Consider the following 24,755-nt stretch of genomic DNA (forward strand, 5'->3'; position numbering starts at 1 on the left):
GATTTCGGAGCGTCCGGAACAGGCATAGTGTGAGGTGTCCCGTTCTTGAGGAGTTCTCTCATGTCTCAACCCGCGTCGGTGTCCGCTCACAACGACCAAAGGCAGTTCGTCCGCTCGATGGTGCCGCGCATGATCATCCTGGCGTTCATGTGCATCCTCGTGCAGGGGCTCATGGGTCTTTCCTACATGGGCGCCTTCGGCAAGCCTGACGCGAAGAACGCGCCGTTCCTCGTCGTCAGCCACCACGAGGGCAACGCGGGGTACATCGCGAACAAGCTCAACGCCGTCGAGGGTCAGCCGGTGCGCGCCACGATCAGCACCGATGAGAAGGCGGCGCTTCAGCAGGTGCGCGAGGACAAGGTCGTCGGCGTCTACGTGTTCAACCCGTCGAAGACAGAGAAGAAGGGCAGCGACGATCTGTACTACGCCTCCGCTCAGGGCGCCTCGCGCGCCCAGGTCGCGCAGACGGTCGGCCGAAACGTCGCGGACAAGGCCGAACGCGGGTTGAAGACGCACGATCTCGTCAAGGCAGCGCCGGACGACGCTCGCGGTACGGCCTCGTTCTACCTCGTGCTCTCCTGGCTCGTGGGCGCCTACCTCCTGCCCTCGGCGATGACGACGGCCGTCGGCACTCGTGCGCGTTCCGCTCTCGGCGCGCGCATGCGCCTCCTCCTCTTCGCGGGTTACGCCCTCCTGTCGGGCGTCGTCGGCACGGCTATCGCGCAGTACGGCCTCGACGCGTTGCGCGGTGACTTCTGGCCCATTGCGCTCATGGGGGCGGCACTCGTCTTCGCCGTGAGCACGTTCACCTACGGGCTCACCTCGTTGTTCGGCACGATCGGTATCGGCCTGTCGATTCTCATCTTCGTCATCCTCGGAAACCCCTCGGCCGGTGGCGCGTTCGCCTACGACGTACTGCCCGAGCCGTGGCGCACGGTCGGCCCGTACCTGCCCAACGGCGCGGGTGTCGACGCGGTGCGCTCCCTGTCCTACTTCGGGGGTGTCGACCTCGAACGCCCGCTGTGGGTCGTGCTGGCCTGGGCCGTCGCCGGTCTGTGGATGATCTGGATGGTCGGCAACAACACCTACCGCTTCTCGCCGCAGGGTGTCAGCGAGATCGAGGACGACTCGGTGGGCGTCGTCGGCGAGTTCGTCGAACACCACCTGCCGTCGCACAGTGAGGCCGATGCGAGCGAGGCGCGCGGGCCGGCTGAGAAGGACGCTGGCGATGCCGACACCGCTGACGACACGGACGTTGACGCCGACTCCGACGCGGGTGACCACCCGGCACCACGAGGGCGCCACGCGGCGCCGGAGCCGGACGAATCGCCGCGCCACGACGGCTGACACGCCTGGTGTGAGCAACGCGGCCGCAGCCCCGATGAATTTCGCTTCACCGTGGGGGAATTGAGAAACTGGCGGTATGACGACCGTCCTCGCCGTCCAGCCCGCCGAGCGTGTCGAAGGTGGACCCACCTCCGGCATCGCCGGTTTCGCCGTCGACCTCATGGAGAGCATCGGCGGTGTGGGGGCAGGGCTGCTCGTCGCTGCGGAGAACCTCTTCCCGCCGATTCCCAGCGAGGCGATCCTGCCGATCGCGGGTTTCGCCGCGGCCCAGGGCGTCATCACCCTGTGGGGAGCCATCCTCTGGACGACGGCGGGCTCCGTCATCGGTGCACTTGCCCTGTTCTGGCTGGGCCGAGCCATCGGCCGCGAGAAGCTCGTGCGCATCCTGGATCGCATGCCGCTCATGAAGGTCGAGGATCTCGAACGTACTGAGCGCTGGTTTGCCCGCCACGGCGACAAGGCCGTGTTCCTCGGGCGCATGGTGCCCGTGTTCCGTTCGCTCATCAGCGTTCCCGCAGGATTCACCGGCATGGCCGTGTGGAAGTTCACCGTCCTGACGACGTTGGGCAGCCTCCTGTGGAACACCGCTTTCGTCCTCGCCGGTTATGTCCTCGGAGCGAACTGGCCGGTGATCGAGCCGTACGTCGGCGTGGCAGAGAAGATCGTCATCGGGCTGGTCGTCGTGGCACTCGTGTACTTCGTTCAGCACCGTCTGAGGCAGCGCCCGAGCGCGTCCTCCTGACGATAGGTTTTTAATTCCGTACCGTCTGTGGGCGATTTTCCCAACAAGTGCATAAAGAGACTTTTCAACGAAAATCATTGCCGGTCAACGCTATTCGCGCATTTGCGTGGGGTTACTTCTCTTAAATAGATGCCATGCACACCCATCATTCATACGATCGATTTATGAACGCCATCATGATCGAGTTGGGGCTCGACGTCGGGGCGAATCGGACGTCGAGTCTGCACAGGAGAGCCTGCGGTTCGCCGGCCTCAGTGCAGATGGAGTGGAATCGTTGTCGCCGATGGCCCGCGCGCCCCGGGTCGTGCTGGCCACTGCAGAATCGATGCCGGAGGGGGCGGCGCAGCTGGCGCGCGACATCGTGGGGGCGATGTTGCCGGCGCGCCTCGACGTCTGTGGCATCCTCGCGCTCGGTGACGGGCCCGAGGTCTCCCTCGCGTATGTCGTCGAGCCCGATCTGGAGTTGGCCGAGGCCGTGGGTCGCCTGCGTGCTGCCGTGCCGGGCCTGCGCCGGGCCGTCTGGTTGCCGCACGTCACCGTCGCGCACCAGGTGCCGCGTCGCAAGGTGCCCGAGGCGATGGCCGAGCTGGGCGGAATCCCCGGTTCGGTCTTCGCCACGCAGCTGCGCTACGTCGACACGCGCGCACATGAGGCGCAGACGCTGGTGGGCGTCTCATCCTCCGTCCTGTGAATCGGTGACGCGGCGGGGTCGCCTCTAGGGTCGACACCCATGAGTGACCCTGCCGCGCCCTTCTCCGACCTCGTCTCCGGTGACCGCGAACTGCTGCTGTTCGCCATGACGCCACCGCGGCGTACGACGAGCGACGAGCGGGTTCAGGAGATCGCCGACGCGGCTCTCGCGCGCCTCGAGCAACTCGACGTCGACGGACTCATCCTTTACGACCTCGACGACGAGTCCGACCGTGCGGGCGACGAGCGCCCGTTCCCCTACCTCGAGACGATGGACCCTGCGGCTTTTCTCGCCGGGCCTCTGTCCGCGTGGCAGGGCAACGCGATCGTCTACCGCTGCGTCGGCAAGTACGAGGAGCAGGAACTCGCCGCGTTCCTCGACGAGCGTGCGCCCGGTGACGCCACCGTCTTCGTCGGGGCGAGTTCGACGGACAAGCCGGTGCGCACCACCCTCCCGCGCGCCATCGAGGTGCACGCCGAGGCCGAGCGCGACGTGCTGCTCGGCGGCGTCGTCATCCCCGAACGGCACGCGCGGAGCAAGGACGAGCACGAGCGGCTGCTGCGTAAGCAGGACGGTGGGGTGGGCTTCTTCGTCAGTCAGGTCGTCTACGACACGGGCGAGGCGAAGGACATGGTCTCCGACTACGTCTATGCGTGTGAGGAGCGTGGCGTCGCGCCGGCGCGCGTCGTGTTCACCCTGTCGCTGTGCGGTTCGGAGAAGACGCTCGACTTCCTCCAGTGGCTCGGAGTCGACGTGCCGCGCTGGGTGCAGAACGAACTGCGCCGCAGTCACGACACGCTCGAGGCGTCGTACGAACACTGCATCGCGGCCGCGCACGAACTGGCGCGCTTCTGCCGGTATCTCGGGTTGCCGTTCGGCTTCAACGTCGAGAGCGTCTCGACTCGCAGGGTGGAGATCGAGGCCACGGTGCAGCTTGCGCAGGATGTCGCGCGCATTCTCGATCGGGGTCCGCAGGCCGGACCGGAGTCCAGTGTGTCCGAGGCTTCGCCGCGCTCGGCGTTCGCGCAGACCGGAACGCGCTGACGCCGCGCGGTCGACGCCACGAGACGGACGAGCGACCTTTTTCGAGTTTCGGGAAGGGGCCCAATCGGGCGATCGGGCTCGCTACTGTGACGTAAACCACACCCCGAACGAAGGACCCGTCGTGCGACCCTCCCGTTTCACCGCCGCCCTCGGTCTTGCCTGTGCCGCCTCCCTCGGCCTCGGCGTCACCACGACCGCCACCGCCTCTTCCGCCTCCGCGGCGACGGGCGACTTCTACACGCCCCCGGCTGCTGTTCCGGCTCAGCCGGGCACCCTCATGAAGTCGCAGAAGTTCTTCACCGGCCTCAACATGTGGGGCAACACGACCCGCATCATGTACTCCTCCAAGGACGACAACGGGCAGCCCACGGCCGTCACGGGCGCCTACATCGAGCCGTGGGCCGCGTGGAAGGGCCCGGGTCCGCGCCCGGTCGTCGTCTACGGCGTCGGCACGATCGGCCAGGGCGACCAGTGCGCGCCGTCGCGGATGCTGGCGAGCTCCATCAACCTCTCGACGCCCGGGTCGCTCGGGGTGAACTACGAGACGCAGGGCATGAACAACCTGCTCGCCAAGGGCGTCGCCGTCGTCGTCACCGACTACATCGGGCTCGGTACGCCGGGCCGCCCGCACACGTACATGAACCGTGACGACCAGGCGCACGCCATGCTCGACGCCGCGCGCGTCGCGAGCAAGGTGCCCGGCGCCACCGTGAAGGCGAACTCCAAGGTCGCAACCTACGGCTACTCCCAGGGCGGCGGCGCCTCGGCCGCTGCCGTCGAGGCCGCGCCGACGTACGCCCCGGATCTCGACGTCGCCGCCGCCTACGTGGGAGCCCCGCCGGCCGACCTCGAGAAGGTGCTCACCAGTGTCGACGGCAGCCCGATCGCGGGCGTCATCGGCTACTTCATCAACGGGGCGGCCAGCTCGAGCGCGGCCGTCAAGGCGTTCGCCGACGAGAGCGTCAACGCCACGGGCAAGACGATGCTCTCGCGCACGTCGGGTCAGTGCACGGTCGACACCGTCGTGTCCTACGGCTACCGCAAGACGAGCGACTTCACGGCCACCGGTGAGCCCATCGCGGCCGTCATGGCGCGCAACGAGGAAGTCACCGGGTTCGTGCGCGCGCAGCGCACCGGCACGATGAAGCCGACGGCGGCCGTGCGCGTCGCCACGGGCGTCGCGGACGACGTCGTCCCGCACGCTCAGTCGAAGCAGCTCGCACTCGACTGGTGTGGCAAGGGCGCGAACGTGACGTACGCGCCGATTCCGGGCCTCTCGCTCGGGCCGAAGTCGCTTCTCAACCACGCCAACCCGATGCTGGCCGACCAGCTCACCGCGCGTGACTGGGTTGTGCAGCGACTCTCCGGAGCGCCCGCGACGGGCAACTGCTCCACCGCGGCGGGCCTCAAGTAGCTCGTCCGGTACGCATGAAGGCGCCCACCCGTGAAGTCGACGGGTGGGCGCCTTCGTGCGCGCGGAGCGTCAGGCCTGTTCGACCCGGGCGCGGTGGATGAGCGCACCCGACCCGAGCCCGATGACGAGGCCCGCGAAGAACGCACCCATCGCTGGGTACTTGACGAAAACGACAGGCGACAGTGCGACGAGCACGAGGCAGGCAGCGGCCACAGCTGCCGGCGGGATGCGCAGCAGCGCGCGGAAGGCGACGAAGCCGACCACGGTGCCGATGAGCCAGCCGACGACCGGGTCGATGAGCCAGCTCGGCTCGGGCAGGAGGCCCTTTTCCGGCTGGAAAATCCACAGGAGGAGGACGAGGACGCCGAGAGCGACGAGGTCGATGGCGATCCAGGCGGCGGCAGAGAAGGTGATGTCGCCGTCGACGCGGCGACGGTCGGTGGGGTTGGTCATGGCGGTTCCTCTCAGGAAGGGGTCTCCATCACTGTGCCCACGCGCCGTGAACATGCGTGCGGCACTGCGGCGAATGGAGACGAAATAGTTACCTGACAGTAATTTCCCGAGGTTGTGATCAGCGACCGGTCCGCATGCGGAACAGGACGAAGCAGATGAACGCCAGGACGATGGCGACGACCGCGGCGAGTGAACCTCCGGACAGCTTGGCCAGCGCGATACCCAGGGTCACCCCGGCGAGGCCGAGCAGGAAGACGCGCAGACGCGGAGAGTTGCTCATTCCACCAGGGTAGACGCCGCGCGGGCGTCCGCGCGGCGGCGAAGGCCGCGGCGGAGCGTGAAGCGCAGGGCTCGGGCGGCGCTCGTGCCGAAGACGAGGCCGAGGGCGATGGCGAGGACGACGCTCGTCGCGTTCATCGCCGTCGGCCACGACTCGCGCGGGTCGATGCCGAGCTGGGTCACCGTCACGAGGCCCAACGAGCCGGGCACGAGGAGCCAGAAGCTGGGCAGGAACAGCACCATGCGCGACATCGTCGGGCGGGCCAGGGCGATGACCCAGGCGCTGAAGCTCGCGACGAAGGCGCCGGCGAGTGCGCCGCCCCAGGCCGGGGCGTCGACCCAGTTCTGCACCGACCACTGCGTCACGTACGTCGAGGCGGTGACGAACAGGACCCCGGGCGCGAGGCGGCGCGGCACCGACTCCATGAAGCAGATGCCGAGGGTGAGCAGGAAGAGGCCGACGAAGCCCGCGAGCGGGCCGATCTCGTCGACGCGCGCGTTGGCGAAGGCCTCCGGGGGCACGTCGAGAAGGATGCTCGCGCCGGCGACACCGGCCGCGAACATGACGAGCTGGGTCGTGCCGTAGGCGAGGCGTGAGGCGCCGGAGACCATGGCCCCGGCGACAAGTTCCGACAAGCCCGTGACCAGCAGGGCACCCGGCAACAGGACGGCCACGGGCGGCAACATCGTCCGCAGCGGGCTCGTGATGAAGCCCGCTTGGAACGCGGCGAAGGCCGCCGCGGCGACGAGGAATCCGGCGAAGAGCGGCAGGAGGGCGCTCGGTACGAGGCGTCGCCCGGTGAGGCGGATGAGGGCGATCGTGATGGGGCTCGCCACGGCTGCGAACAGCACGCTCGGCCACGTCGGTTGGAGGATGCCGGCAATGCCCGCGGCCACGGTGAACCCACCGAGGTACATGCCGGTGACGGGGAAGCGGGCCCGCTGGGCACGCAGCCCCTTGAGCGCGTCGAGTGCGGCGCCCGGCGTCAGAACGCCCGTCTCGAGACCGTGCTGGATGGCCGCGACGCGTGCCGTCTGGTCGAGTCGGAGCGAGCCTTCGACCGACTCGAACGTCGCCGCGGCGCCGTGGCCGAGGCTGAGCGTGACACCGTCCGGGGTGGCGTTGATCTGCGCACCGGGGAGACCGATCGCGCGGGCTGCGCGCACCACGTCCTCGGTGGCCTCGTGGGCGCCGGCGCCGCCGGCCATGTGCGCGGCCGCGAGGTAGACGAGCAGCTGACGCGTCTGGGCGTCAGTGAGGGCGTCGGGGCTCGCAGTCACCGGACGATGGTACGCGGGCCTTCACGTGCCGAGCCGCCCCTCGCGTTCGTGGTGACGTTCGTTGCGGTTGGTGACGTTGCACCGTCACCAACCGCAGCAAACGTCACCAGCTAGGAGCGGGGCTCGAGCAGTCTGGCGGCGTTGTCGTGGAGAACGCCGCGCATCCAGTCGTCACCGAGGTCGAGGCGCGCCAGGGCGTCGAGCTGGTGGATGTAGGGGTAAGGGATATTGGGGAAGTCGCTGCCCAGCACCACCTTGTCGCCGACGTCGACGAGGCGCGGCAGATACGCGCGCGGGTACGGCGTGAGCGATTCGGTGAAGTCGGTGAACGCCATCGTCGTGTCGAGGTGGACGCGTTCGAAGCGTTCGGCGAGGTCGAGGAAGCGCCCGTACTCGGAGTTGCCCATGTGGGCGATGAGGAGCGTCAGCGCGGGGTGGCGCTCGAGAAGGGTCTCGACGCGGTCGGGGCCGGTGAACTCACCGGGCATCGGGCCGGAGCCGCAGTGGATGACGACGGGCGTGCCCTTCGCCTCGAGCTGTGCCCAGACGTCGTCGAGGGTGGGATCGAGAGGGTCGTAGCCGCCGACCTGGATGTGCACCTTGAAGATCTGCGCACCCGCGTCGAGGGCCTCGGCGACGTAGGTGGGTGCCTCGGGTTCGGCGTAGAACGTCGCGCTGGGAATCGCCTCCGGCGTGCTCGCCGCGAAATCGCGGGACCACGCGTTGAGCCACGCGGCCATGCCCGGCCGGTGCGGGTAGTTGAGGGAGCTGAACCGGACGACGCCGAAGTCACGCAGGGTGGCCACGCGCTCCTGCTCGCCGGCGCGGTAGGTGATCGTCCACGGCCCCGCCGCGGTCTCGATGGCGTCGAAGTAGCCCCACACCTTGTCGAGCACGTTCTGCGGCATGAAGTGCGTGTGGACGTCGATGAGGCCGGGCAGGCCCAGACGCTGGGCGTACGCGCGGACCTGGGCAGCTTCGTCGTATCGGCTCGGGTTCGTCACCACGCTAGGATGCCGCAGAGGGGCGGTGTCGGTGGGCGAACGCGGCCGTTCGTTCATTGCGCGCGCCGGGTGAACAGGCTGTAGAACGACAAAAGGGCCGGTGGCACGCGGTTATTTGCATGCCCACCGACCCTTCGGGCCGTCCGGATCAGACGGAGCAGTGGTCGCCTTCGCAGGACGGACCGTGGTCGTGGGCGTCCTGGGCCTTGGGGGCGTCGGTGCTTACCGCGCCCGCTTCGCCGTGGAGCTCGTTCCACGTCTGCGCGAGCGCCTGCTCGAAGAGTTCGACCGGCTGGGCGCCTGAGACGGCGTACTTCTCGCCGAGCACGAAGAACGGCACGCCGGTGATGCCGAGCGCGCGGGCCTGCTCCTCGTCACCGCGCACGTCGTCGGCGAAGTCGGTGCCGGCGAGCAGCGCTCGCACCTGGTCGGAGGGCAGTTCGAGCTCTTCGCCGAGGCGCTGCAGCTCGGTCGTGTCGCCGACCGCGACGCCCTCGGTGAAGTAGGCACGCATGAGGCGCTCGTGCGCCTCGGTGGCACGGCCGTGTTTCGCGGCGAGGTGCACGAGACGGTGAGCGTCGAACGTGTTGCCGAACTTGGCTTCGCGCCAGTTGAACTCGAGGCCGACCTCGGCCGCGCGGGCGGCGATGTCCTCCTGGCTGCGCTCGGACTGCTTCGGCGTCATGCCGTACTTGGCGGCGATCTTCTCGACGAGGGTGCCGTCGGGAACGGCCTCGATCGTCGGGTCGAGTTCATAGGAGTGCCAGACGATCTCCACGTCGTCAGCGTGCTCGAAACCGTCGAGCGCGAGCTCGAGGTGGCGCTTGCCGATGTAGCAGAACGGGCAGACGATGTCGCTCCAGATGTCGATCTTCACGCCGGGTGCAACGTCGTGGGGGCAGGTTCGATTCCGCACAGGCACCGGCGGGAGCCCCACCCCGGTGTGTTGTTCTGGGGAGACACGCACGCCCCCTCCCGTCACAGGAGCCGAGCGGCGCTGCCCGACGGGAGGGGCATGCTGGGCCGATGGCCCGGGCCCGATCCGAGGGGGCGCAAGCCGTCGCCACGGGCTCGTTCGTCGTCTTCGCCGTTGCCGTGGTGGCCCTCTGGGTTGTCACGATCGTGTCGATCCTGCGCTCGAGCTACACGTGGGGAATCAAGGCGTTGGCGCTGCTCGCAACCCTCCTCTTCCCGTTCGTCAGTTTCCTCGCGTGGTTCCTGTGGGTGAAGAAGCAGCAGCCCGGGTACGCGGGACGCTGACGGGGGCAGCGTCAGGCTGGGCAGAGTTCCCTGCGGTTGGGTAGCGGCAGACACTGCCCAACCGCAGGAAACCCTGCCCAACGAGCGTCAGGGCTAGAGCTGACTCACCAGAGCGTCATCGACTCCCGCAGAACGCGCTCGACGTCGGCCTCCGTGATCTCGACCGGCGCGGTGGCGAGCAGGCGCTGCTGCTTCATCGTGCCCTCGGCGAGCTTGGCCACGTCGTTCTCCGAGTAACCGACGGCCGCGAGGCCGTTGGGGAAGCCGATGTCGCGCATGAGCCGACGCAGGGCATCCGGCAGCGCGTCGCGGCCGAGGTCGCGTGTGGACGTGTCCGGTTCGAGCAGCGCCGCCATCTCGTGGTGCCGCTCCGGGTTCGCGGGGTAGAGCAGTGCGAAGGCCGCCGGCGCCGTCAGCGCCACGGCCATGCCGTGCGGCACCATCGCGTGGTCGGCGTCGTACCCGTCAGGCCGGAAGTCGCGCACCATGCCGGCGATCGGATAGGCGTTCGCGTGCGGCAGGTGCACGCCCGCGTTGCCGAAACCCATGCCCGCGAACGTCGCCGCGAGCGCCATGGCCCCGCGCGCCTCGGCGTCGTGGCCGCTCTCGACGGCGGTGCGGAACGAGCCGGCGAGCAGACGTACGGCCTCGCGCGACCACATGTCGCTGATCGGGTTGGCGCCGCAGTACGGCACCCGCTCGGACGCTTCCTTGCGGGCGAACTCGGTGTACGGCTTGGCCGTGTAGCTCTCGAGCGCGTGGCACAGGATGTCCATGCCCGACGCCGCAGTGACGCCGGCAGGCTGGCTGATCGTGAGGTCGGGGTCGATGACGGCCATGCGCGGGCGCAGCGCCGGGTGGCTGATGCCGGTCTTGACGTTCTGTTCGAGCACGTCGAGCACGCAGATCGTCGTCGATTCGCTGCCCGTACCCGTCGTCGTCGGTACCGCGATGAGCGGGACGAGCGGCTTCGTCGGGTTCGCGCCACCGCCGACGGGCGCGTTGACGTAGTCCATCAAGTCGCCGTCGTTCGTCGTCATGAGGTTGATGGCCTTAGCGGTGTCGATGCTCGACCCGCCTCCGACGGCGACGATGACGTCCCACGGTCCGTGCTCGCGCGCCCACGCGGTGGCCTCCTCGAGGGAGGCGTCGGTCGGCTCGACGTGTGAGTCGGTGAAGACGTCGACCCGCAGACCCGAGGCTTCGAGCGCCTCCACGACCGGGGTGACGATGCCCGCGGCAGCCACACCGGGGTCGCTCACGACGGCGGCGGTGCGAGCGCCCAGCGTCGTCGCGTCGTGGCCGAGTTCGGTGACAGCTCCGGTGCCGTACTTCAGGTGCGGGCTGCCGTAGGTGAAGATCGTCTCGCTCATGGCTCCGACGCTACGCCCGAGGTGAGCACGTGCGTGGGCAGTGGACTCCGGAAGATCAGCGCTTCGTCAGGTCCTCGGCCAACATGACGAGGATGCCGCTCGGCCCGCGCACGTAGGTGAGCGCGAAGACGTCCTGGTAGTTCGCGACGCCACGCAACGGGTGGCAGCCGTGCCGCGCGGCGACGGCGAGCGCTTCGTCGAGGTCGTCGACGCGGAACGCCACACGGTGCATGCCGATCTCGTGCGGCAGCGTCGGCTCGGTCGCGATCGCGTCGGGGTGGAGGTACTCGAACAGCTCGATCCGCCCCGAGCCGTCCGGCACCTCGAGCAGGGCGATCTTGGCGTGGTTGCCGTCGAGTCCGACCGCAGTGTCGGCCCAATCGCCGCTCACCTCGTCACGCCCGACGACGTTCAGGCCGAGGTCGGTGAAAAGGCGACGGCGGCGTCGAGGTCGTCGACGGCAATGCCGACGTTGTCCAGGGTGATGGCCATGACCGTCACGCTACCGAGGGGCGGCTGTTCCTCCGCGCCGATCGACGCTACGACCTCACGGTTCCTCGGGCGGACGCTCGTCGCCTGCTCGGGTGGAGCCGGTGCGCTGTGCGGCACCAGGCATGTTGCCTAGGCGCTCGCGTCGTCGGGCCTGGCGTGCCACCCGCGCTTGGGCGCGCTCGAGCGGCAGCTCCTGACGACGCACGCGCGCCGCCTTCATCTGCTCCCGCACCGCCTCGCGCATCTGCTCGCGTGGGTAGGGGCGGCCGCCGATGATGTCGCGGATGGCGTTCCAGCGCGCGTCGTACGTCGCGTCGAACCGACGCTCGGCCCGTCGCGCGAGCCATCCGTCCTTCTTGTAGCGCCGCTGCGCCCACCACGACCCCGGCTTCGCCACGCGCACGGCGCCGATGATCCCGACGAGCGGCACGAAGACGCCGACGAGGCCGGTGGGCAGCTTGCCCTTGAGAATCGTCACGACGACGAAGCCGAGGTTGACGATGCCGAGCGCCGACAGCAGTGCACCGGGCAGGTCGTCGCCGGTGGGCACGACGTCGAGCGGGTTGGCACCGATGACGAGCGCCGCGGTGATCGTCACCGCGACGATGAGCGCCGTCACCGACTGACGTCCCTCCTCCTGCCAGTACACGTCGTCGAGGTGGAGCCACATGGCGAACTCGTCGAGCGTGAGCGCCGCGCCCATGCCGAACAGGGCCGCGAGGACGTTGAGCGCGAGCCCCCGCTCGGGCATGTAGGTGATGAGCAGCAGACCGCTGAAGAGCACCATGAGGATGCCCCACACCTGGTGGTGCACGTGGATGCCGGCGACGACGATGTTGCGGATGAGCCCGGGTTCGGCGTTCTCCTTGAGGTATGCCTCGGCGCGGTCGGCCTTGTGGCGGATGTAGCGCGTCGTCGTGCGGGTGGCCGCCGTCGTGAAGACGAACGCGATGAGCAGCCACAGGACGGCGTGGCGGCTCGGGTCGATCATGCTGCCATCGTAGGTCGGGGGCGAGTTGTGGCCCGCTACGGCGCGTGTGGGCCGAACCGCTCCGTAGCGGGGGCGGGGCGGATATTCTCGCGGCATCGGACCGACCGAGCACCACCGACGGGGGAGCGTCATGAGCGACAACGACTGGACCAAGCGCGAGCAGGGCACGCCCGGGCAGGAGGACGACGCGACGCGTCAGTGGGGTGCCTCGCCGGCTCAGAGGAGCAACAACGCCGGGGCCCCGCACGACTCGTCCGAAGAGCGCACCCGCGCGTTCACCGCCCCCAACGAGTCAGGCGCCCAGAACACCGGCGCGACGGGACAGAACGACTCCTCGGAGGACCGCACGCGGGCCTTCACCGCTCCCAACGAGTTGGGCACCCAGAATGCCGGTGACCAGGCTCAGTACGGTTCGTCTCCCGCGGCGGGTGGCCAGAACGGGCAGCAGCAGGGTGGACGGTACGGCCAGTCTCCCTACGGCGCCAACGCTCAGGGCCAGCAGTACGGGCAGGACAATTCGTCGATCGGTCAGGGCTTCTCGAACGGGCAGAACCAGTACGGCTCGCCCCAGTACGGCTCGGCGCCGCAAGGCGATGCGGGCTACGGCTCGTCGAGCCCGCAGAGCAACCAGAACCGGTACGACTCCGCCCCGCCGTCGAATGGTCAGTACGGTCAGAACTCCTCCGGTTCGACGCCGCAGGGTGGCCAGTACGGTCAGCCCAACCAGACCGAGAACGCGCAGTACGGCCAGAACTCCCAGGGTGCGAACTCGTCGATCGGCCAGGGCTTCTCGACCCATCAGAACCAGTACGACTCAGCGCCCCAGGTCGGTGCGGGGTACGACTCGTCGAGCCCGCAGGGAAACCAGAACCAGTACAACTCGTCCCCGCAGGGCGGTCAGTACGGCCAGAACCAGTACGGCTTCCCGGGTCAGAGCGGGCAGGGCCACCAGTACGGTCAGCCCGGCCACAACGGACAGTACGGCCAGAACAACGCCTGGCAGGGCGGTGACGCGAACAACGCGAACAGCCCGTTCGGTGCCGGCGGCCAGGGTGCTGCCGCAGCCCTGCAGGTGAAGAACCCGGACGGGTCGCTGCGCATCGGGCGCGTCGGCCTGCTCGCCTCCCTCGCGGCGCAGTTCTTCGTCATCATCGGATGCCTCGGCCCGTGGGCCAGCGTGTGGGGCAGCTCGGTCTCGGGCATGAACGGCGACGGCGTCATCGTCCTGCTGCTGTCGCTCGCCATCATCGGCCTCGGTGTCGCGCACCTTCTCGGCAAGGTTCCGGCGAAGTTCCTGTGGGGCATCGTGGCCGCCGCTGCGATCTCCTTCATCGTCGGGCTCATCGACTACGGCACCGTCAGTGACGTCGCGTCGGTGGGCTGGGGCCTCGTGTTCGTCATCTTCTTCTCGCTCGTCTCCGGCGGCGCCGCGGCCCTCGCGGCTCTGCGCGACTGACGCCGTCACCCCTTCGGGCGTCCTGCCTTGCCGGGCGACCCGAAGGGCGGTTGGCTGATCGCATGAGTACGCACGATGAGGCCGCGGAGGCCATCGACACCGTCCTGTTCGACGTCGACGGCACGCTGATCGATTCCACCTACCACCACGCCGTCGCGTGGTCGCGCGCCTTCGCGCAGCACGACCTCCACCCGCCGATGTGGCGCATCCACCGCGCCGTGGGCATGGGCGGCGACCAGCTCGTGCCGAGCGTCGTCGGCGACGACGTCGAGGAGCGCCTCGGCGACGAACTGCGCACCGCGTGGGAGGGCGAGTACCGCCAGATGCTGCCAGACGTGCGGGCCTTCGACGGCGCGGCCGACGCCGTGCGGGCCGTGCAGGAGAAGGGCTACAAGGTGGCGCTCGCGAGCTCGGGTGAGAGTGAGTTCACGGACGCCGCGCTCGAGAAGCTCGGGCTCACGCGGGACGACGTCGACGCCGTCACCTCCTCCGACGACGCGGACAACAGCAAACCGGAGCCGGACATCCTCGTCGCGGCACTCGAGGGGGCCGGTGGCCGTCGCGGTGTGCTCGTCGGTGACGCCACCTGGGACGCCGAATCGGCCGGTCGCGTGCCGCAGCCGGGCATGCTCTGCGTCGCCGTCCGCACCGGCGGTTTCTCCGCCGCAGAGCTGAAGGATGCGGGTGCGGTGGCCGTGCACGACGCCGTCACCAACCTGCGCGACGGTGCGTGGATCGACGAACTCGCCTGAGGCTCACGGGTTGTCTCCGGTGCGTGGCATGGTGTGACGCATGGCCGACCTCACCGAACCCTGCCCCAACTGCGGAACGATGATGCGCTGGGAAACCTCCCACGAACGCTGCGACGGCTGCGGCTGGATCCGCCCGTGCTGCGAGGGCGCCCCCTGCCCGAGCTGACGCCGCACGCCGTCACGACGTGAGCCGATCGTGGCGTTCGAGTGGTGTTCACCGCCGCTGAGGAGGAAGGTGGACGCCATGTCGACTCACGAAGGCGGTGACGAACGCAGTTCGTCACCGAGTCCAGAGCAGCAGAACGACACCCGCCACGACGAGCCGGTGCGCACGTGCGCGTCGCCCCCGGAGGGGCCCGCGACGAGCACCGAGCCGCGCGCCGACCACCTCGAATCCGGCCTCAAGCCGCGTCACGTCACGATGATCTCCATCGCCGGCGTCATCGGCGCGGGCCTGTTCGTCGGGTCGGCGAACGCGATCAAACTGGCCGGGCCCGCCGCCATCATCAGCTACGCGGCTGCAGGTCTCGTCGTCGTCCTCGTCATGCGGATGCTGGGCGAGATGGCCACGGTCAACCCCGACACCGGGTCGTTCAGCGTCTACGCCGACCGCGCGCTCGGCAAGTGGGCGGGCTTCTCCATCGGATGGCTCTACTGGTGGGCCTGGGCGCTCATCATCCCCGTCGAGGCAACGGCCGGGGCGACGATCCTGACGAACTGGATCGACTGGCCACAGTGGGTCTTCGCCTTCCTCATCACGGCGATCCTCACGGCCACCAACCTCGTGAGCGTCGGCAACTACGGCGAGTTCGAGTTCTGGTTCGCCCTCGTCAAGGTTGTCGTCATCATCGCGTTCATCGCCGTCGGCCTCCTCGCGATCCTCGGCCTGCTGCCGACGAGTGACGTCTCGGGCCTTTCCGGCCTCACGGCCAACGGCTTCTTCGGCGACGGCCTCGGCGGCATCTTCGCCGCCATGCTCACGACGACCACCACCTACCTCGGCACGGAGATCGTGACGATCGCCGCGGCCGAGTCGAAGAACCCCGTCAGCGGCATTCGCCGCGCGGTCAACAGCGTCATCTGGCGCATCTCGATCTTCTACCTGGGCTCGATCTTCGTCGTCGTGGCCCTGGTCAACTGGCGAAGCCCGAAGCTCGCGGAGGTCGGTTCGTACCAGTTCACCCTCGAGACGATCGGCCTCGGACGCCTGACGACGCTGCTCGACCTCGCCATCCTCACCGCCGTCGCGAGCTGCCTCAACTCAGCGCTCTACACTGCGAGCCGCATGGCGTTCAGCCTCGGCCAACGCGGTGACGCTCCCGCCGCGTTCGGGCGGACGAACAGCCGCGGCGTGCCGGTGGCGGCCATTCTCGCGAGTGTCGTCGTCGGGTTCTTCTGCGTGGGGCTCAACTACGTGCTGCCCGACAAGATCTTCGGCTACCTGCTCTCGACGGCCGGGTGCGCGGCACTCTTCGTCTACCTGTGCATCTCGTTCACGCAGTTGCGCTCGCGCCGGGCGATGGATGCCGCCGGCGTCGCCGTGCGTGTGCGCATGTGGCTCTTCCCGGGCCTCACGTACGCGACGATCGCCTTCATCGTCCTCGTGCTCGTCATGATGGCGTTCGACCCCGGGCAGCGCCAGAACCTCTGGTTCAGCCTCGCTGTGGCCGCCGTCGTCCTCGTGGCATCCTTCGTGCGCCACGGGGTCACGGGAGGAAGCGACCGCGAGATCGTCGAGGCAGCCGAGGAGGGCATCGCCGAGACCTCTGACGCGCTCTGACGACCGCCCGTGTGGGCCGTGAGAGCCCGGCCGCTGCTCGCCGTAGCTCGCGACGGTGCAGACTCGACCCATGAGCACCTACGTCATGTTCCTGCGCGGCATCAACGTCGGCGGCATTCGCGTGCCGATGCCCGAGTTGCGGAAGGTGCTCGCCGACGCGAGGTGCCGCGACGTGACGACGTGGCTCGCCACGGGCAACGTCCGCCTCGACTTCGACGGCAGTGCCGAGGAGCTCAAGCAGGTGGCCGAGCAGGCCATCGGGGACGCGTTCGACTACGAGGCGTACGTGCTCGTGCGTGACGCCGAGTCGCTGCGCGAGCTCGTCGAGAGCTGGCCGTTCACGCCCGACGAGGCCCACCACCGCTACATCGTGCTGGGCGGTGGCAGTGCCTTCGAGGCAGCCCAGGCTGCGATCGATGCGGCGCCCACCGACGAGCACGTCGCGGCGTTCGGGGAAGACCTCTACTGGCGTTGTCTCAAGGGCTCGACGACCTCGACGCCCGTGGCGAAGCTGCTCGCGAAGCGGGAGTACAAGGCGACGACGACCACGCGCAACCTCAACACCCTCGAGAAGATGGTGCCCGATCAGGCCTGACGGTGGAAGGGGCGTCGGAAGTCGGGAGTCGTCAGGCCCTGCGCCTCGAACTCGGCCTCGGCGATCGACGTGCCGTCACGCTTCGCGAGGTGGTTGACCTGCGCTCTGCGCGCCTGCCACAGCACACGACTCGAGACGAACTGCCCCAGCACGGCGCCGGCGCCGATGGCGATGGACGTGGCAAGGCCCTCGAAGAGATGGGCCGCCGCACTGGCATCGTGGTTCACGAACCCGGCCAGAGCCTGGTACAAGGCCATTCCCGGCACGAGGGGGATGACGGCGATGTCGAGGGCCCCCGAGGCAGGCCAGTTCATGGGGCGAGCGAGGAGGACCGTGAGGATGCCGAGCACAGTAGCGGCGGCGGCCGTAGAACTCATGCCCGAGACACCCGAGCGATCGGACACGGTGTAGACGAGGTGCCCGAGGGCGCCGAGGAGGGAGAACAGAATGATGCTGCGCGGCCCCGCCTGGCAGTACACGGCGTAACCGGCGGCGATGAGGACGGCAGCGACCGACGTCTGGGAGAGATCCAACGCCGGCTGCACGGCGGTCAGTTCGAGCGATTGTCCCGCCTTCTCGGCGAGGGTGAGGCCACCCATCGTCCCGACGACGAGTCCCGTGGTGAGCAGGGCGGCTTCGATGAGTCGGCCACATGCGGTCAGGAGCCAGCCGGTGAGGAGATCCTGCACGGCGCTCACGGAAGCGCTGCCGACAAGTTGCGTGACGATGGACGCCGTGATGACGACACCGGGCTGCGTGAGCGGTGTCAAGGCGAGCGCGAGGCTGGCTGCACCGACGGCGAGGACGCTGCTCAGCACACGCGCGTAGAACGGGGGGAGCATGATGCGGCTCGCACCGGTCGAGAGGAACTCGGTGAGCACCGCCGTCGCGGCGGCCACGAGTGCAGCGGCGAGATCCGCCCCGAGCAACCACGCGAACCCCATCGCCATGAGGAAGGCACCCATCAACCGGAGGGTCAGAGGAGAGCGACCGTGGTCGATGATGAAGTTGAGCTTCTCGAACGCTTCCAGAACACCGACGCGCCCCGTCACCGTCTCCCCCACGAGGTCCTCGATGGCCGTCAACGTGGGGATGTCGAGTTCGACGGATCCCACGTTCTTGACGAGGGTCACCGGTTGCAGTGTCTCGGACGGTACGTAGCCCAGCGTGATCTGCCCCATCGTCACGTTGACCGTGCAGTCGGGGTAACCGTTGGTGCGCGCCAGTGCGAGGAGGGCCCGTGTGACGACCTCCGAGGACGCGCCATTGCGCAGGAGTGACTCCCCGATCCGCAGAGCGAAGGAGAAGAGGTCGTCAGCGCTCGCCGTCGCTGAACTGCGCGCTGTGCGCTCGGGAGGGCTGGAACTGGGCAAGGATATCACCGTCTCGACGAAGGTTGGGTCGGCCGGGGTGCCGTGGCATGCCGCGGCACTGGAGTCGTGGTTGTCGGCCTCATCGCAAGGGTGGGGCCACGACGCAGCATCGGGTCGTGTCGGACCGGCCCGTTAGGGTGTGCCGCATGTCGACGTCATCCCAGTCACCGCTTCGCAGCGTCGCCGTCTTCTGCGGTTCGACGCCCGGTAACGACCCTGCCCTCATGGACGCCGCCTACGAGGCGGGGCGCGTCATCGCCGAGCGTGGCCTCGTGCTCGTCTACGGCGCGGGCGGCGGGGGTCTCATGGGCGCGGTGAGCCAGGGTGCCCTCGACGCCGGCGGCGAGGTCGTCGGTTTCATCCCGACGCTCATGGTCGAGCGCGAGTGGGGTCGCAGCGACCTCACGGAGTTCCACGTGGTCGACACGATGCACACCCGCAAAGCCGGGATGGCTGAGCGGGCCGACGCCTTCCTCGCCCTGCCCGGCGGCCTCGGCACGCTCGAGGAGATCTTCGAGGTGTGGACCTGGCGCACCATCGGTTACCACTCGAAGCCCGTCGGCTTCCTCGACGTCGACGGTTTCTGGCGGCCGCTGCTCGACGCGCTGCGGGGCATCAGTGACGCAGGGTTCGTGCGCGGCAGCGTCATCGACGACGCCGTCGTCGAGCCGACCATCGAGCGGGCCCTCGACGCCCTCGCCGCGCGATGCACGGTGACCGGCCAAGAACTGCGCCCCGGTTTCTGAGCACGGTCGCCTCAAGGAGGGGTCTCATGAGTGACGAGGAGTGGGTGCGCTCGCGCCTTCCCGTGCGCACCATCGAGGCCTGGCCCGAGGTCCGCGAGCGGCTCATCGCGCACTCGCTCGAGGACGATGAGGTCGTCGAGTGGCCCGGCGAAGAAGCCGACGACTCACCCGAGACCGCCGGGACGCCCGAGCCGGCAGCGGCCGAGCAGGCCGCCGAACCCGGCGACGGCCTCACCGACTTCCAACGTCAGTGGTTGTCGCTGGAGGAGCCCGAAGAGGACGAGTCCGAAGCGCCGCTCGAACCCGGCTACCACTGGTGGGAGGGCATCCCCGCCGTCCGTCAGTTCCTGCTCGAGGGGTTCACGCCCGGCCCCGCAACGGTGCTGCTCGGCGAGAACGGCAGCGGCAAGTCGACGCTCGCCGAGGGCATCGCCATGGCCTACGGCCTTGCGCCCGAGGGCGGATCGACGGGCAGCAGGCACCGCACGCGCAACACCGAGGCCGGTCTCGGTGATCAGCTGCACATCGTGCGCAACGCCGGTGCGGGCAAGGGCGGCTACTTCCTGCGCGCCGAGACGATGCACTCGTTCTTCAGTTACCTCGAGGACAACCCGGGCAATGATCCCGAAGAGCCGCTCTTCCACCAGCTCAGCCACGGCGAGTCGTTCGTCGCGCTCGTGGAACTGAGGTTCAAGCCGAAGCGGCCCGGCCTCTACGTGCTCGACGAGCCGGAGTCAGCCTTGTCGTTCGACAACCAACTGCGCCTCCTGCGTCACCTCACCGCGCTCATGGGCACGGGCAGGCACCAGATCCTGCTCGCCACCCATTCACCGATCCTCGCGGCGCTGCCAGGCGCCACCATCATCGAACTCGACGATCGGGGCTTCCGCGAGGTCGATCACGACGACGCCGGGCTCGTGCGGCAGTGGCGTCACTTCATGAACGATCCGGCTACGTTCCTCGAGTCCTGACGCAGGTGAGCGGCGCCCGAGCGAAGGCCCGGGCGCCGCTCACGCGGGGATCGGAGCTTGCCGGTGGTCGCGTAGGCACGCAGCTGCGTCAGCGAGCCGTTGAAGATGTTCGTGTCGTAGCCCTTCGCATCCAGCGCGGCGTTCTGCCAGATCGCGTGCTTGCGGTTCTGTGACGACCACATGGTCGGCAGCGGGCCGACCGAACTGCTGTAGCGCGCGAGCCACAACGGGTTCTGGGCGAGAACGGAATCCTTGACGACGACGGCCTGCTGCGTCGTTCCGGTCTGCGGGAGCGTCCCGTTCGAACCTGCGGCACTCGCATCGGTGCTGACGCAGCGGTTCCACCAGATCGAGGCGGTGTAGATCATCGGGTTCACGCCGGTACGCGTGCGGTACTGGGTGACGAAGTCGTTGATCCACGTGCGCATCTGCGTCTGGGTCATGTCGAAACACATGGAGCCGTAGGGGTTCCACTCCCTGTCGAGGGCCCCGGGCAGGGTCTTGCCGTCGTTCGACCACCCGCCGCCGTTCGACACGAAGAAGTCGGCCTGCTGCGCTCCGGTGGCGGACGAGGGATTCGCGAAGTGGTAGGCACCGCGGATGATGCCGTCAACGGTTTGAATCGTCATCGAGGCGCGATGTGATCGAGACCGTAGCGCGACAGTCGGTAGGCAGACCGAATGGGTGGCCAGGCACCTCGGCCGACCCTTCGGGCCCTTCGGTGGCTCAGCTCGCGCTACTGGCGGCCTTCGAGGGCGGGCGCAGTTCGTAGACGGAGACCGTGGGCGAACTGAAGATCGTGGTCGTGAGGTCGGCCAACTCCGGCGAGACCCTCGACGCGCGGGAGTCGGCGTAGAGGTATCGCACTCCCCGTGCGGCGAGCGCATCGAGCACCTGACGGTTCGGTGCCGAGAAGGCCCGTTCGTTCTGCGCGAAGGCCTTCGTGTCGTAGTAGGGCTGACGCATGTAGCGATAGCCGCCCACGCCGTTGCGGGTGCGGGCGCTCGAGCTGTAGCCCCACGCCCCGATGTCGACCGGTGAGCGGCTGATGGCTGAGACCCAGAACCCACGAGCGTCACAGTGATCGACGGTGACGACGGCGAGGCAGTGCACGTTGGTGGCGACGAGCGTCCCGTCGGGGTTCGCCTCGGCGAGCGCGCGACCGGCGGCGAGTTCATCCTGGGTGAGCGGCGACGTGTTGCGCGGAGGATTGGCGGGTTTGGCCACGGGCGCGCGCTTCGGGCTCATGGTGTGCGCAGCGGAGAGACCGGGTGCGGCGAGGCTGTATCCCAGAACGAGGGCTGCGAGAGTGAAAGCGGCTCGCGGGTGCCGGGTGCGGCGAGCGAGGAGCACGATCCCCACGACGGCGAGCGCCAGCAGGACGACAGCGATGGGGGCGATGCGCGACATCCGCAGCGGTGCGAGGTGCCTGTAGAGATCCGTGCGCAGCCACACCGTTCCGAGAGCGAACGCGCCCGCGCCGGCGATCGCCATGAGGATCACCGTCGGCCACGTGCCTGAGCGTCTGCGAGCACCGTTGAACAGCGCGACGAAGCCCCAGGCGATGAAGACGGCCCTGACCGGCTGCATCCCGCGCATGAAGTAGATCTGTGACAGTGAGGGGTGGGCCAGGGCGAACATGGCCGCGACCGCAACGAGGAACATGCCGATGAACATCGCACGGGCCACGACGTCGTCGATCGCACCCACGAGAAGGACGACCGCGTACGTCGCCAGGAGCGCCACGACGAACAGGGCGAGCACGTCGAAACCAGGTTCGCGCCCAGCCCTCTGGAGCGCCCGCCACGGTTGGAGTTGACGGGCGGTAGCTCCGAGCAAAAAGATCGACCCACCGCCGCCGCCCGCGAAGAGAGGCGCCGTGCCGACGACGACGGCGCCGCCGACTGCCCCCAGGACGACCGGCCGGACGACACCGCGGCGTCGCCATATGGCGTGGAGGGTGACGACGCCCAAGCCGCCCATGAGCGTCGGCAGGATCGAGACCTTTGTGCCTGGCCCCATGAGCGCCAGCAGCAGGCCGAGCCCCGCGAGGGGCACCGGAACGCGAGGCGCTCGCAGGATGACGATGACGACCCAGGTGAGCAGCAGGCACAACGGCAGGCTGAACACGTGCGATGGACTGGCCCAGAGGAGCGCGGTCGTCGCACCGGTGTTGATGGCCTTGCTGAACAGCGCCACGGGAGGGACGGCGATGAGCACGGGTGCGAGGGCGGCGACGAGCGCCGAACGGGAGAGGGCGAGACCCATCTCGTAGGCCAGGCCCAGCGTCGCAAGAGCGACGGGGATGAACCAGACCACGACGGAGACGGCGTCGACGTCGACGCCGCCGGCGAGGCTCAGGGCGGCTCCGTGGGCGTTACTGAACCAGTGGTAGGAGAGCATCCCCTCGGCCGCAGACTGCGGGTCGGTGGGTGGAACCTGGTTCATGGCGGCCGCAGAGATCGCGACGTGCCACTCCATGTCCTGGTACCAGCGCAGGTGATGATCGAGGGGCGTGATGCGCCAGAGGGAGACCGCCAGGGAGCGCACGGCCACGGCGCTGCTCACGAGGAGAGCGCCGATGGCCCACCAACGGGTGCGGGGCAGCGGCGCGGCCGGCACGTCATCGGACAGGGGGTCGAAGCGCCGGAAGATGACCTCCCACAGCGCCGCGAACGCCAGGGGCGTCGCGAGGACGAGCCACGTCTGCCCGGTTGCGACGCCGACAGCCCAACCGAGAAGCTGCGCGGCCAGGCCGGTGGTGAAGGCGACGCTCCACCGTCCGACGCGCGTGAGCGCGGTGAAGCGGCGTGTGATGACGAGACCGGGACCGAGAACGGTGAGGCCGTAGGCGAGGACGAGACGTGCGATGTCGGGCCAGGAAACACCCGCCCGGTTGACGATGTACGCCCCGGCGAGAAACGTGAGGGCGCCCACAGCATCGGCGGCGTCGGGACGGCGAGAAAGTCGGCGCGAGCCAGGGGTTTTCACGGACACACACCGCAGTATAAGACGCGCCATCGCGGCCTTCCTGCGTCGGCGCGCCGCCACCCGGAACGCACTCGAGCGCCCCCCTGGGTACGGGGGACGCTCGAGTGACGCTGACGGGGGAGGTCAGCCGGCGTGCTTCTGCAGCGTGGCTCCGATGGCCGGCAGCGATTCCTTGATGAGGTCGGCGGCCTTGCCGCGCATGCTGCCGTAGACCTTCGAGATCTGGTCGCGGCTCGTGGCCTGAGCGCGGGCGTCGGCAACCTTGAGGATGTCGGCGGTCACCTCGTCGCCGCGGCCGGCGAGGTAGGCGCCGAAGTCGCCCTGGCCGCCGAACTGCTCCCAGTACGGGTCGAAGATGGCGGTGATCTGCTCGAGGTTCTCGTTGAGCACCTTCGGCACGTCGGCCTTCTTCTTGGCGGCCGCGTAGCCCGTCTTGATGGCGGCACCGGAGAGGCCGCGCTTGTTCGAGACCTCGGTGTCGATCGTGGCTGCGAGGTCGGCGGAGACAGCGGGGCGCACGGCGGGGGCGAGGAGCTTCTCGGACAGAGACATGGGGTGCCTTTCTGACGGGGTAAATACTGCGCTCACCATAGCCGCCGCGGGTGACAGCGCCGTCGCGGGTGAGGCGCGCGGTCGAACGCGGCTCGGCGGAACGCCGCGGTTGTCACCGGGCCGTGGCAGTCTGGATTCATGACGACGAGAACAGCGAACTTCTGCATTGACTGTGCCGACCCGCGGGCCTTGGCCCTGTGGTGGGCCGACGTGGTCGACGACTTCGGGGCCGACGAGCAGGACGAGTGGACCGACGAGGAGGCCTGGTTGGCCGGCCCCGTGGGGCGAGACCTCGTGTTTCTCAAGGTGCCCGAACCGAAGCAGGTCAAGAACCGCATGCACGTGTGCGTTCGCCCGGTCGACACCACGCGTGACGAGGAGGTTGAGCGTCTGCTCGCCCACGGCGCCACGATGGTCAACGATCTACGTCAGCCTGACGAGGGCTGGGCAGTGCTCGCCGACCCGGAGGGCAACGAGTTCTGCGTCCTCACCGCGGACGCGGAGCGCTGTGGCGTAGCTCAGGGCTGAAACGCTTGGGCCGCTCGTGGCACAGTGACGCCATGAGCACGCTGCCGAGTTTCGTGTCGAGCACACCCGTCGAGACGCCGCGCCTGCGTCTGCGCCCGATGACGAGCGACGACGTCGCGGCGGCTGCGGCAATTCGCGTCCAGCCGGAGGTCTACGCCTACCTGAGCCACGGTGCGCTCACGCCCGCCCAGCTCGAGGCCAGGCTGCGTCTCCGGATGGCCCGCACGAACCTGGCCAACGACACCGAGTCCGAGGTGCAACTCGTCGTCGAGGCGCTCGGTGAGGAAGGCGACGCGGCCGTCGTCGTCGGCGACTGCGGCTTCAAGGTGGCACGCGCCTGGACGCAGAACGACGCACCTACCGAGAGCCTCGTTGCGCGCATCCACTACGCGATGTCACCCCTCGTGGCAGGGCGCGGTCTGGGCACGGAACTCGTCGGAGCGCTGGTCACCCACCTGTTCGCCGAGCCGCACGTGCACCGCATTCAGGCCGACGTGTTCGCCGACAACGTCGCGTCGCGCACCGTGCTCGAACGCAACGGTTTTCGTCAGGAGGGCTACTTCGTCGACGACGGCATCATCGACGGCAAGTTCGTCGACGCGTGCCTCTACTCGCTTCTGCGCCGTGAGTGGTAAGGCGG

The 24,755-nt window shown here is 68.7% G+C and carries 26 protein-coding genes and 1 pseudogene; 14 read left to right on the top strand and 13 right to left on the bottom strand.

The features are described 5' to 3' along the window. Positions 1 to 60: 60 nt before the first annotated feature. The 5 genes from IM689_RS10910 (at position 61) to IM689_RS10930 (ending at position 5,238) form a co-directional block, all read left to right on the top strand. The gene (locus tag IM689_RS10910) at positions 61 to 1,347 is read left to right on the top strand and encodes an ABC transporter permease (RefSeq protein ID WP_193643990.1); all 1,287 of its coding nucleotides are present in this window, start codon (positions 61 to 63) and stop codon (positions 1,345 to 1,347) included. Between the two features lie 76 nt (positions 1,348 to 1,423). Continuing rightward, positions 1,424 to 2,089 (top strand): DedA family protein, encoded by a 666-nt coding sequence (locus IM689_RS10915; RefSeq protein WP_193643991.1) that lies wholly within the window; start codon positions 1,424 to 1,426, stop codon positions 2,087 to 2,089. A gap of 283 nt (positions 2,090 to 2,372) precedes the next feature. Beyond that, positions 2,373 to 2,780: a hypothetical protein gene (locus IM689_RS10920; protein ID WP_193643992.1), complete on the top strand. Its 408-nt coding sequence runs from the start codon at positions 2,373 to 2,375 to the stop codon at positions 2,778 to 2,780. A 39-nt stretch (positions 2,781 to 2,819) separates the two neighbouring features. Beyond that, on the top strand, positions 2,820 to 3,824 hold the full coding sequence (locus IM689_RS10925) for a 5,10-methylenetetrahydrofolate reductase (protein WP_227484746.1): 1,005 nt from the start codon (positions 2,820 to 2,822) through the stop codon (positions 3,822 to 3,824). 121 nt (positions 3,825 to 3,945) lie between these two features. Then, positions 3,946 to 5,238: a lipase family protein gene (locus IM689_RS10930; RefSeq protein WP_193643993.1), complete on the top strand. Its 1,293-nt coding sequence runs from the start codon at positions 3,946 to 3,948 to the stop codon at positions 5,236 to 5,238. 69 nt (positions 5,239 to 5,307) lie between these two features. Here IM689_RS10930 and IM689_RS10935 read toward each other — a convergent pair whose 3' ends face one another. From IM689_RS10935 to IM689_RS10955, 5 genes are all read right to left on the bottom strand, one after another. After that, the gene (locus IM689_RS10935) at positions 5,308 to 5,691 is read right to left on the bottom strand and encodes a hypothetical protein (RefSeq protein ID WP_193643994.1); all 384 of its coding nucleotides are present in this window, start codon (positions 5,689 to 5,691) and stop codon (positions 5,308 to 5,310) included. 118 nt (positions 5,692 to 5,809) lie between these two features. Continuing rightward, on the bottom strand, positions 5,810 to 5,971 hold the full coding sequence (locus tag IM689_RS10940; RefSeq protein WP_193643995.1) for a hypothetical protein: 162 nt from the start codon (positions 5,969 to 5,971) through the stop codon (positions 5,810 to 5,812). Next, a complete protein-coding gene (locus IM689_RS10945) occupies positions 5,968 to 7,251 on the bottom strand; it encodes a threonine/serine exporter family protein (protein WP_193643996.1) in 1,284 nt (427 codons plus the stop codon). The genes IM689_RS10940 and IM689_RS10945 overlap by 4 nt, the downstream gene beginning before the upstream one ends. A gap of 110 nt (positions 7,252 to 7,361) precedes the next feature. Then, entirely contained in the window at positions 7,362 to 8,255 is an 894-nt protein-coding gene (locus IM689_RS10950) for an amidohydrolase family protein (RefSeq protein ID WP_319803863.1), read from the bottom strand. Between the two features lie 148 nt (positions 8,256 to 8,403). After that, a complete protein-coding gene (locus IM689_RS10955; RefSeq protein WP_193643998.1) occupies positions 8,404 to 9,132 on the bottom strand; it encodes a DsbA family oxidoreductase in 729 nt (242 codons plus the stop codon). Positions 9,133 to 9,281: 149 nt separating this feature from the next. On the opposite strand from IM689_RS10955, the gene IM689_RS10960 reads away from it, so the two are divergent. Beyond that, positions 9,282 to 9,515 (top strand): hypothetical protein, encoded by a 234-nt coding sequence (locus IM689_RS10960; RefSeq protein ID WP_129665893.1) that lies wholly within the window; start codon positions 9,282 to 9,284, stop codon positions 9,513 to 9,515. Positions 9,516 to 9,619: 104 nt separating this feature from the next. Here IM689_RS10960 and IM689_RS10965 read toward each other — a convergent pair whose 3' ends face one another. The 3 genes and pseudogenes from IM689_RS10965 to IM689_RS10975 all read right to left on the bottom strand — a co-directional run bounded on the left by IM689_RS10965 (position 9,620) and on the right by IM689_RS10975 (position 12,371). Further along, positions 9,620 to 10,888, bottom strand: coding sequence for a hydroxyacid-oxoacid transhydrogenase (locus IM689_RS10965; RefSeq protein ID WP_193643999.1), 1,269 nt, complete (start codon positions 10,886 to 10,888; stop codon positions 9,620 to 9,622). 55 nt (positions 10,889 to 10,943) lie between these two features. Next, positions 10,944 to 11,380, bottom strand: a pseudogene (locus IM689_RS10970) (VOC family protein). A gap of 55 nt (positions 11,381 to 11,435) precedes the next feature. After that, the gene (locus tag IM689_RS10975; RefSeq protein ID WP_193644000.1) at positions 11,436 to 12,371 is read right to left on the bottom strand and encodes a hypothetical protein; all 936 of its coding nucleotides are present in this window, start codon (positions 12,369 to 12,371) and stop codon (positions 11,436 to 11,438) included. A gap of 130 nt (positions 12,372 to 12,501) precedes the next feature. Here IM689_RS10975 and IM689_RS10980 point away from each other — a divergent pair, with 130 nt between their 5' ends. Together IM689_RS10980 and IM689_RS10985 are read left to right on the top strand one after the other, a co-directional pair. Continuing rightward, positions 12,502 to 13,827, top strand: a complete 1,326-nt coding sequence (locus tag IM689_RS10980) for a hypothetical protein (protein ID WP_193644001.1) — start codon at positions 12,502 to 12,504, stop codon at positions 13,825 to 13,827. A gap of 62 nt (positions 13,828 to 13,889) precedes the next feature. After that, positions 13,890 to 14,579, top strand: a complete 690-nt coding sequence (locus IM689_RS10985) for an HAD family hydrolase (protein WP_193644002.1) — start codon at positions 13,890 to 13,892, stop codon at positions 14,577 to 14,579. Positions 14,580 to 14,582: 3 nt separating this feature from the next. Here IM689_RS10985 and IM689_RS10990 read toward each other — a convergent pair whose 3' ends face one another. Next, on the bottom strand, positions 14,583 to 14,825 hold the full coding sequence (locus IM689_RS10990; RefSeq protein ID WP_193644003.1) for a hypothetical protein: 243 nt from the start codon (positions 14,823 to 14,825) through the stop codon (positions 14,583 to 14,585). On the opposite strand from IM689_RS10990, the gene IM689_RS10995 reads away from it, so the two are divergent. Together IM689_RS10995 and IM689_RS11000 are read left to right on the top strand one after the other, a co-directional pair. Next, on the top strand, positions 14,824 to 16,359 hold the full coding sequence (locus IM689_RS10995; RefSeq protein ID WP_193644004.1) for an amino acid permease: 1,536 nt from the start codon (positions 14,824 to 14,826) through the stop codon (positions 16,357 to 16,359). The genes IM689_RS10990 and IM689_RS10995 overlap by 2 nt on opposite strands. A 70-nt stretch (positions 16,360 to 16,429) precedes the next feature. Continuing rightward, positions 16,430 to 16,954: a DUF1697 domain-containing protein gene (locus IM689_RS11000; RefSeq protein ID WP_193644005.1), complete on the top strand. Its 525-nt coding sequence runs from the start codon at positions 16,430 to 16,432 to the stop codon at positions 16,952 to 16,954. On the opposite strand, the gene IM689_RS11005 is transcribed toward IM689_RS11000, so the two are convergent. Then, on the bottom strand, positions 16,945 to 18,327 hold the full coding sequence (locus IM689_RS11005) for a threonine/serine exporter family protein (RefSeq protein ID WP_193644006.1): 1,383 nt from the start codon (positions 18,325 to 18,327) through the stop codon (positions 16,945 to 16,947). The genes IM689_RS11000 and IM689_RS11005 overlap by 10 nt on opposite strands. 146 nt (positions 18,328 to 18,473) lie before the next feature. On the opposite strand from IM689_RS11005, the gene IM689_RS11010 reads away from it, so the two are divergent. Together IM689_RS11010 and IM689_RS11015 are read left to right on the top strand one after the other, a co-directional pair. Beyond that, positions 18,474 to 19,073, top strand: coding sequence for an LOG family protein (locus IM689_RS11010; RefSeq protein WP_193644007.1), 600 nt, complete (start codon positions 18,474 to 18,476; stop codon positions 19,071 to 19,073). 26 nt (positions 19,074 to 19,099) lie between these two features. Next, positions 19,100 to 20,044, top strand: a complete 945-nt coding sequence (locus tag IM689_RS11015; protein ID WP_193644008.1) for an AAA family ATPase — start codon at positions 19,100 to 19,102, stop codon at positions 20,042 to 20,044. On the opposite strand, the gene IM689_RS11020 is transcribed toward IM689_RS11015, so the two are convergent. The 3 genes from IM689_RS11020 to IM689_RS11025 all read right to left on the bottom strand — a co-directional run bounded on the left by IM689_RS11020 (position 20,005) and on the right by IM689_RS11025 (position 23,587). After that, positions 20,005 to 20,673: a GH25 family lysozyme gene (locus tag IM689_RS11020; RefSeq protein ID WP_227484747.1), complete on the bottom strand. Its 669-nt coding sequence runs from the start codon at positions 20,671 to 20,673 to the stop codon at positions 20,005 to 20,007. The two genes, IM689_RS11015 and IM689_RS11020, sit on opposite strands and share 40 nt — an antisense overlap. A 97-nt stretch (positions 20,674 to 20,770) precedes the next feature. Continuing rightward, a complete protein-coding gene (locus tag IM689_RS14735) occupies positions 20,771 to 23,041 on the bottom strand; it encodes a hypothetical protein (RefSeq protein WP_227484748.1) in 2,271 nt (756 codons plus the stop codon). 117 nt (positions 23,042 to 23,158) lie between these two features. Continuing rightward, a complete protein-coding gene (locus IM689_RS11025) occupies positions 23,159 to 23,587 on the bottom strand; it encodes a DUF6918 family protein (protein WP_129665917.1) in 429 nt (142 codons plus the stop codon). Positions 23,588 to 23,725: 138 nt separating this feature from the next. Between IM689_RS11025 and IM689_RS11030 the strand changes: the two genes are divergently transcribed. Next, positions 23,726 to 24,115, top strand: coding sequence for a VOC family protein (locus IM689_RS11030; RefSeq protein ID WP_193644010.1), 390 nt, complete (start codon positions 23,726 to 23,728; stop codon positions 24,113 to 24,115). A gap of 32 nt (positions 24,116 to 24,147) precedes the next feature. After that, positions 24,148 to 24,750: a GNAT family N-acetyltransferase gene (locus IM689_RS11035; RefSeq protein WP_193644011.1), complete on the top strand. Its 603-nt coding sequence runs from the start codon at positions 24,148 to 24,150 to the stop codon at positions 24,748 to 24,750. Positions 24,751 to 24,755 lie beyond the last annotated feature (5 nt).

Source organism: Dermacoccus barathri, assembly GCF_015070805.1.
GTDB classification, from domain to species: domain Bacteria; phylum Actinomycetota; class Actinomycetes; order Actinomycetales; family Dermatophilaceae; genus Dermacoccus; species Dermacoccus abyssi.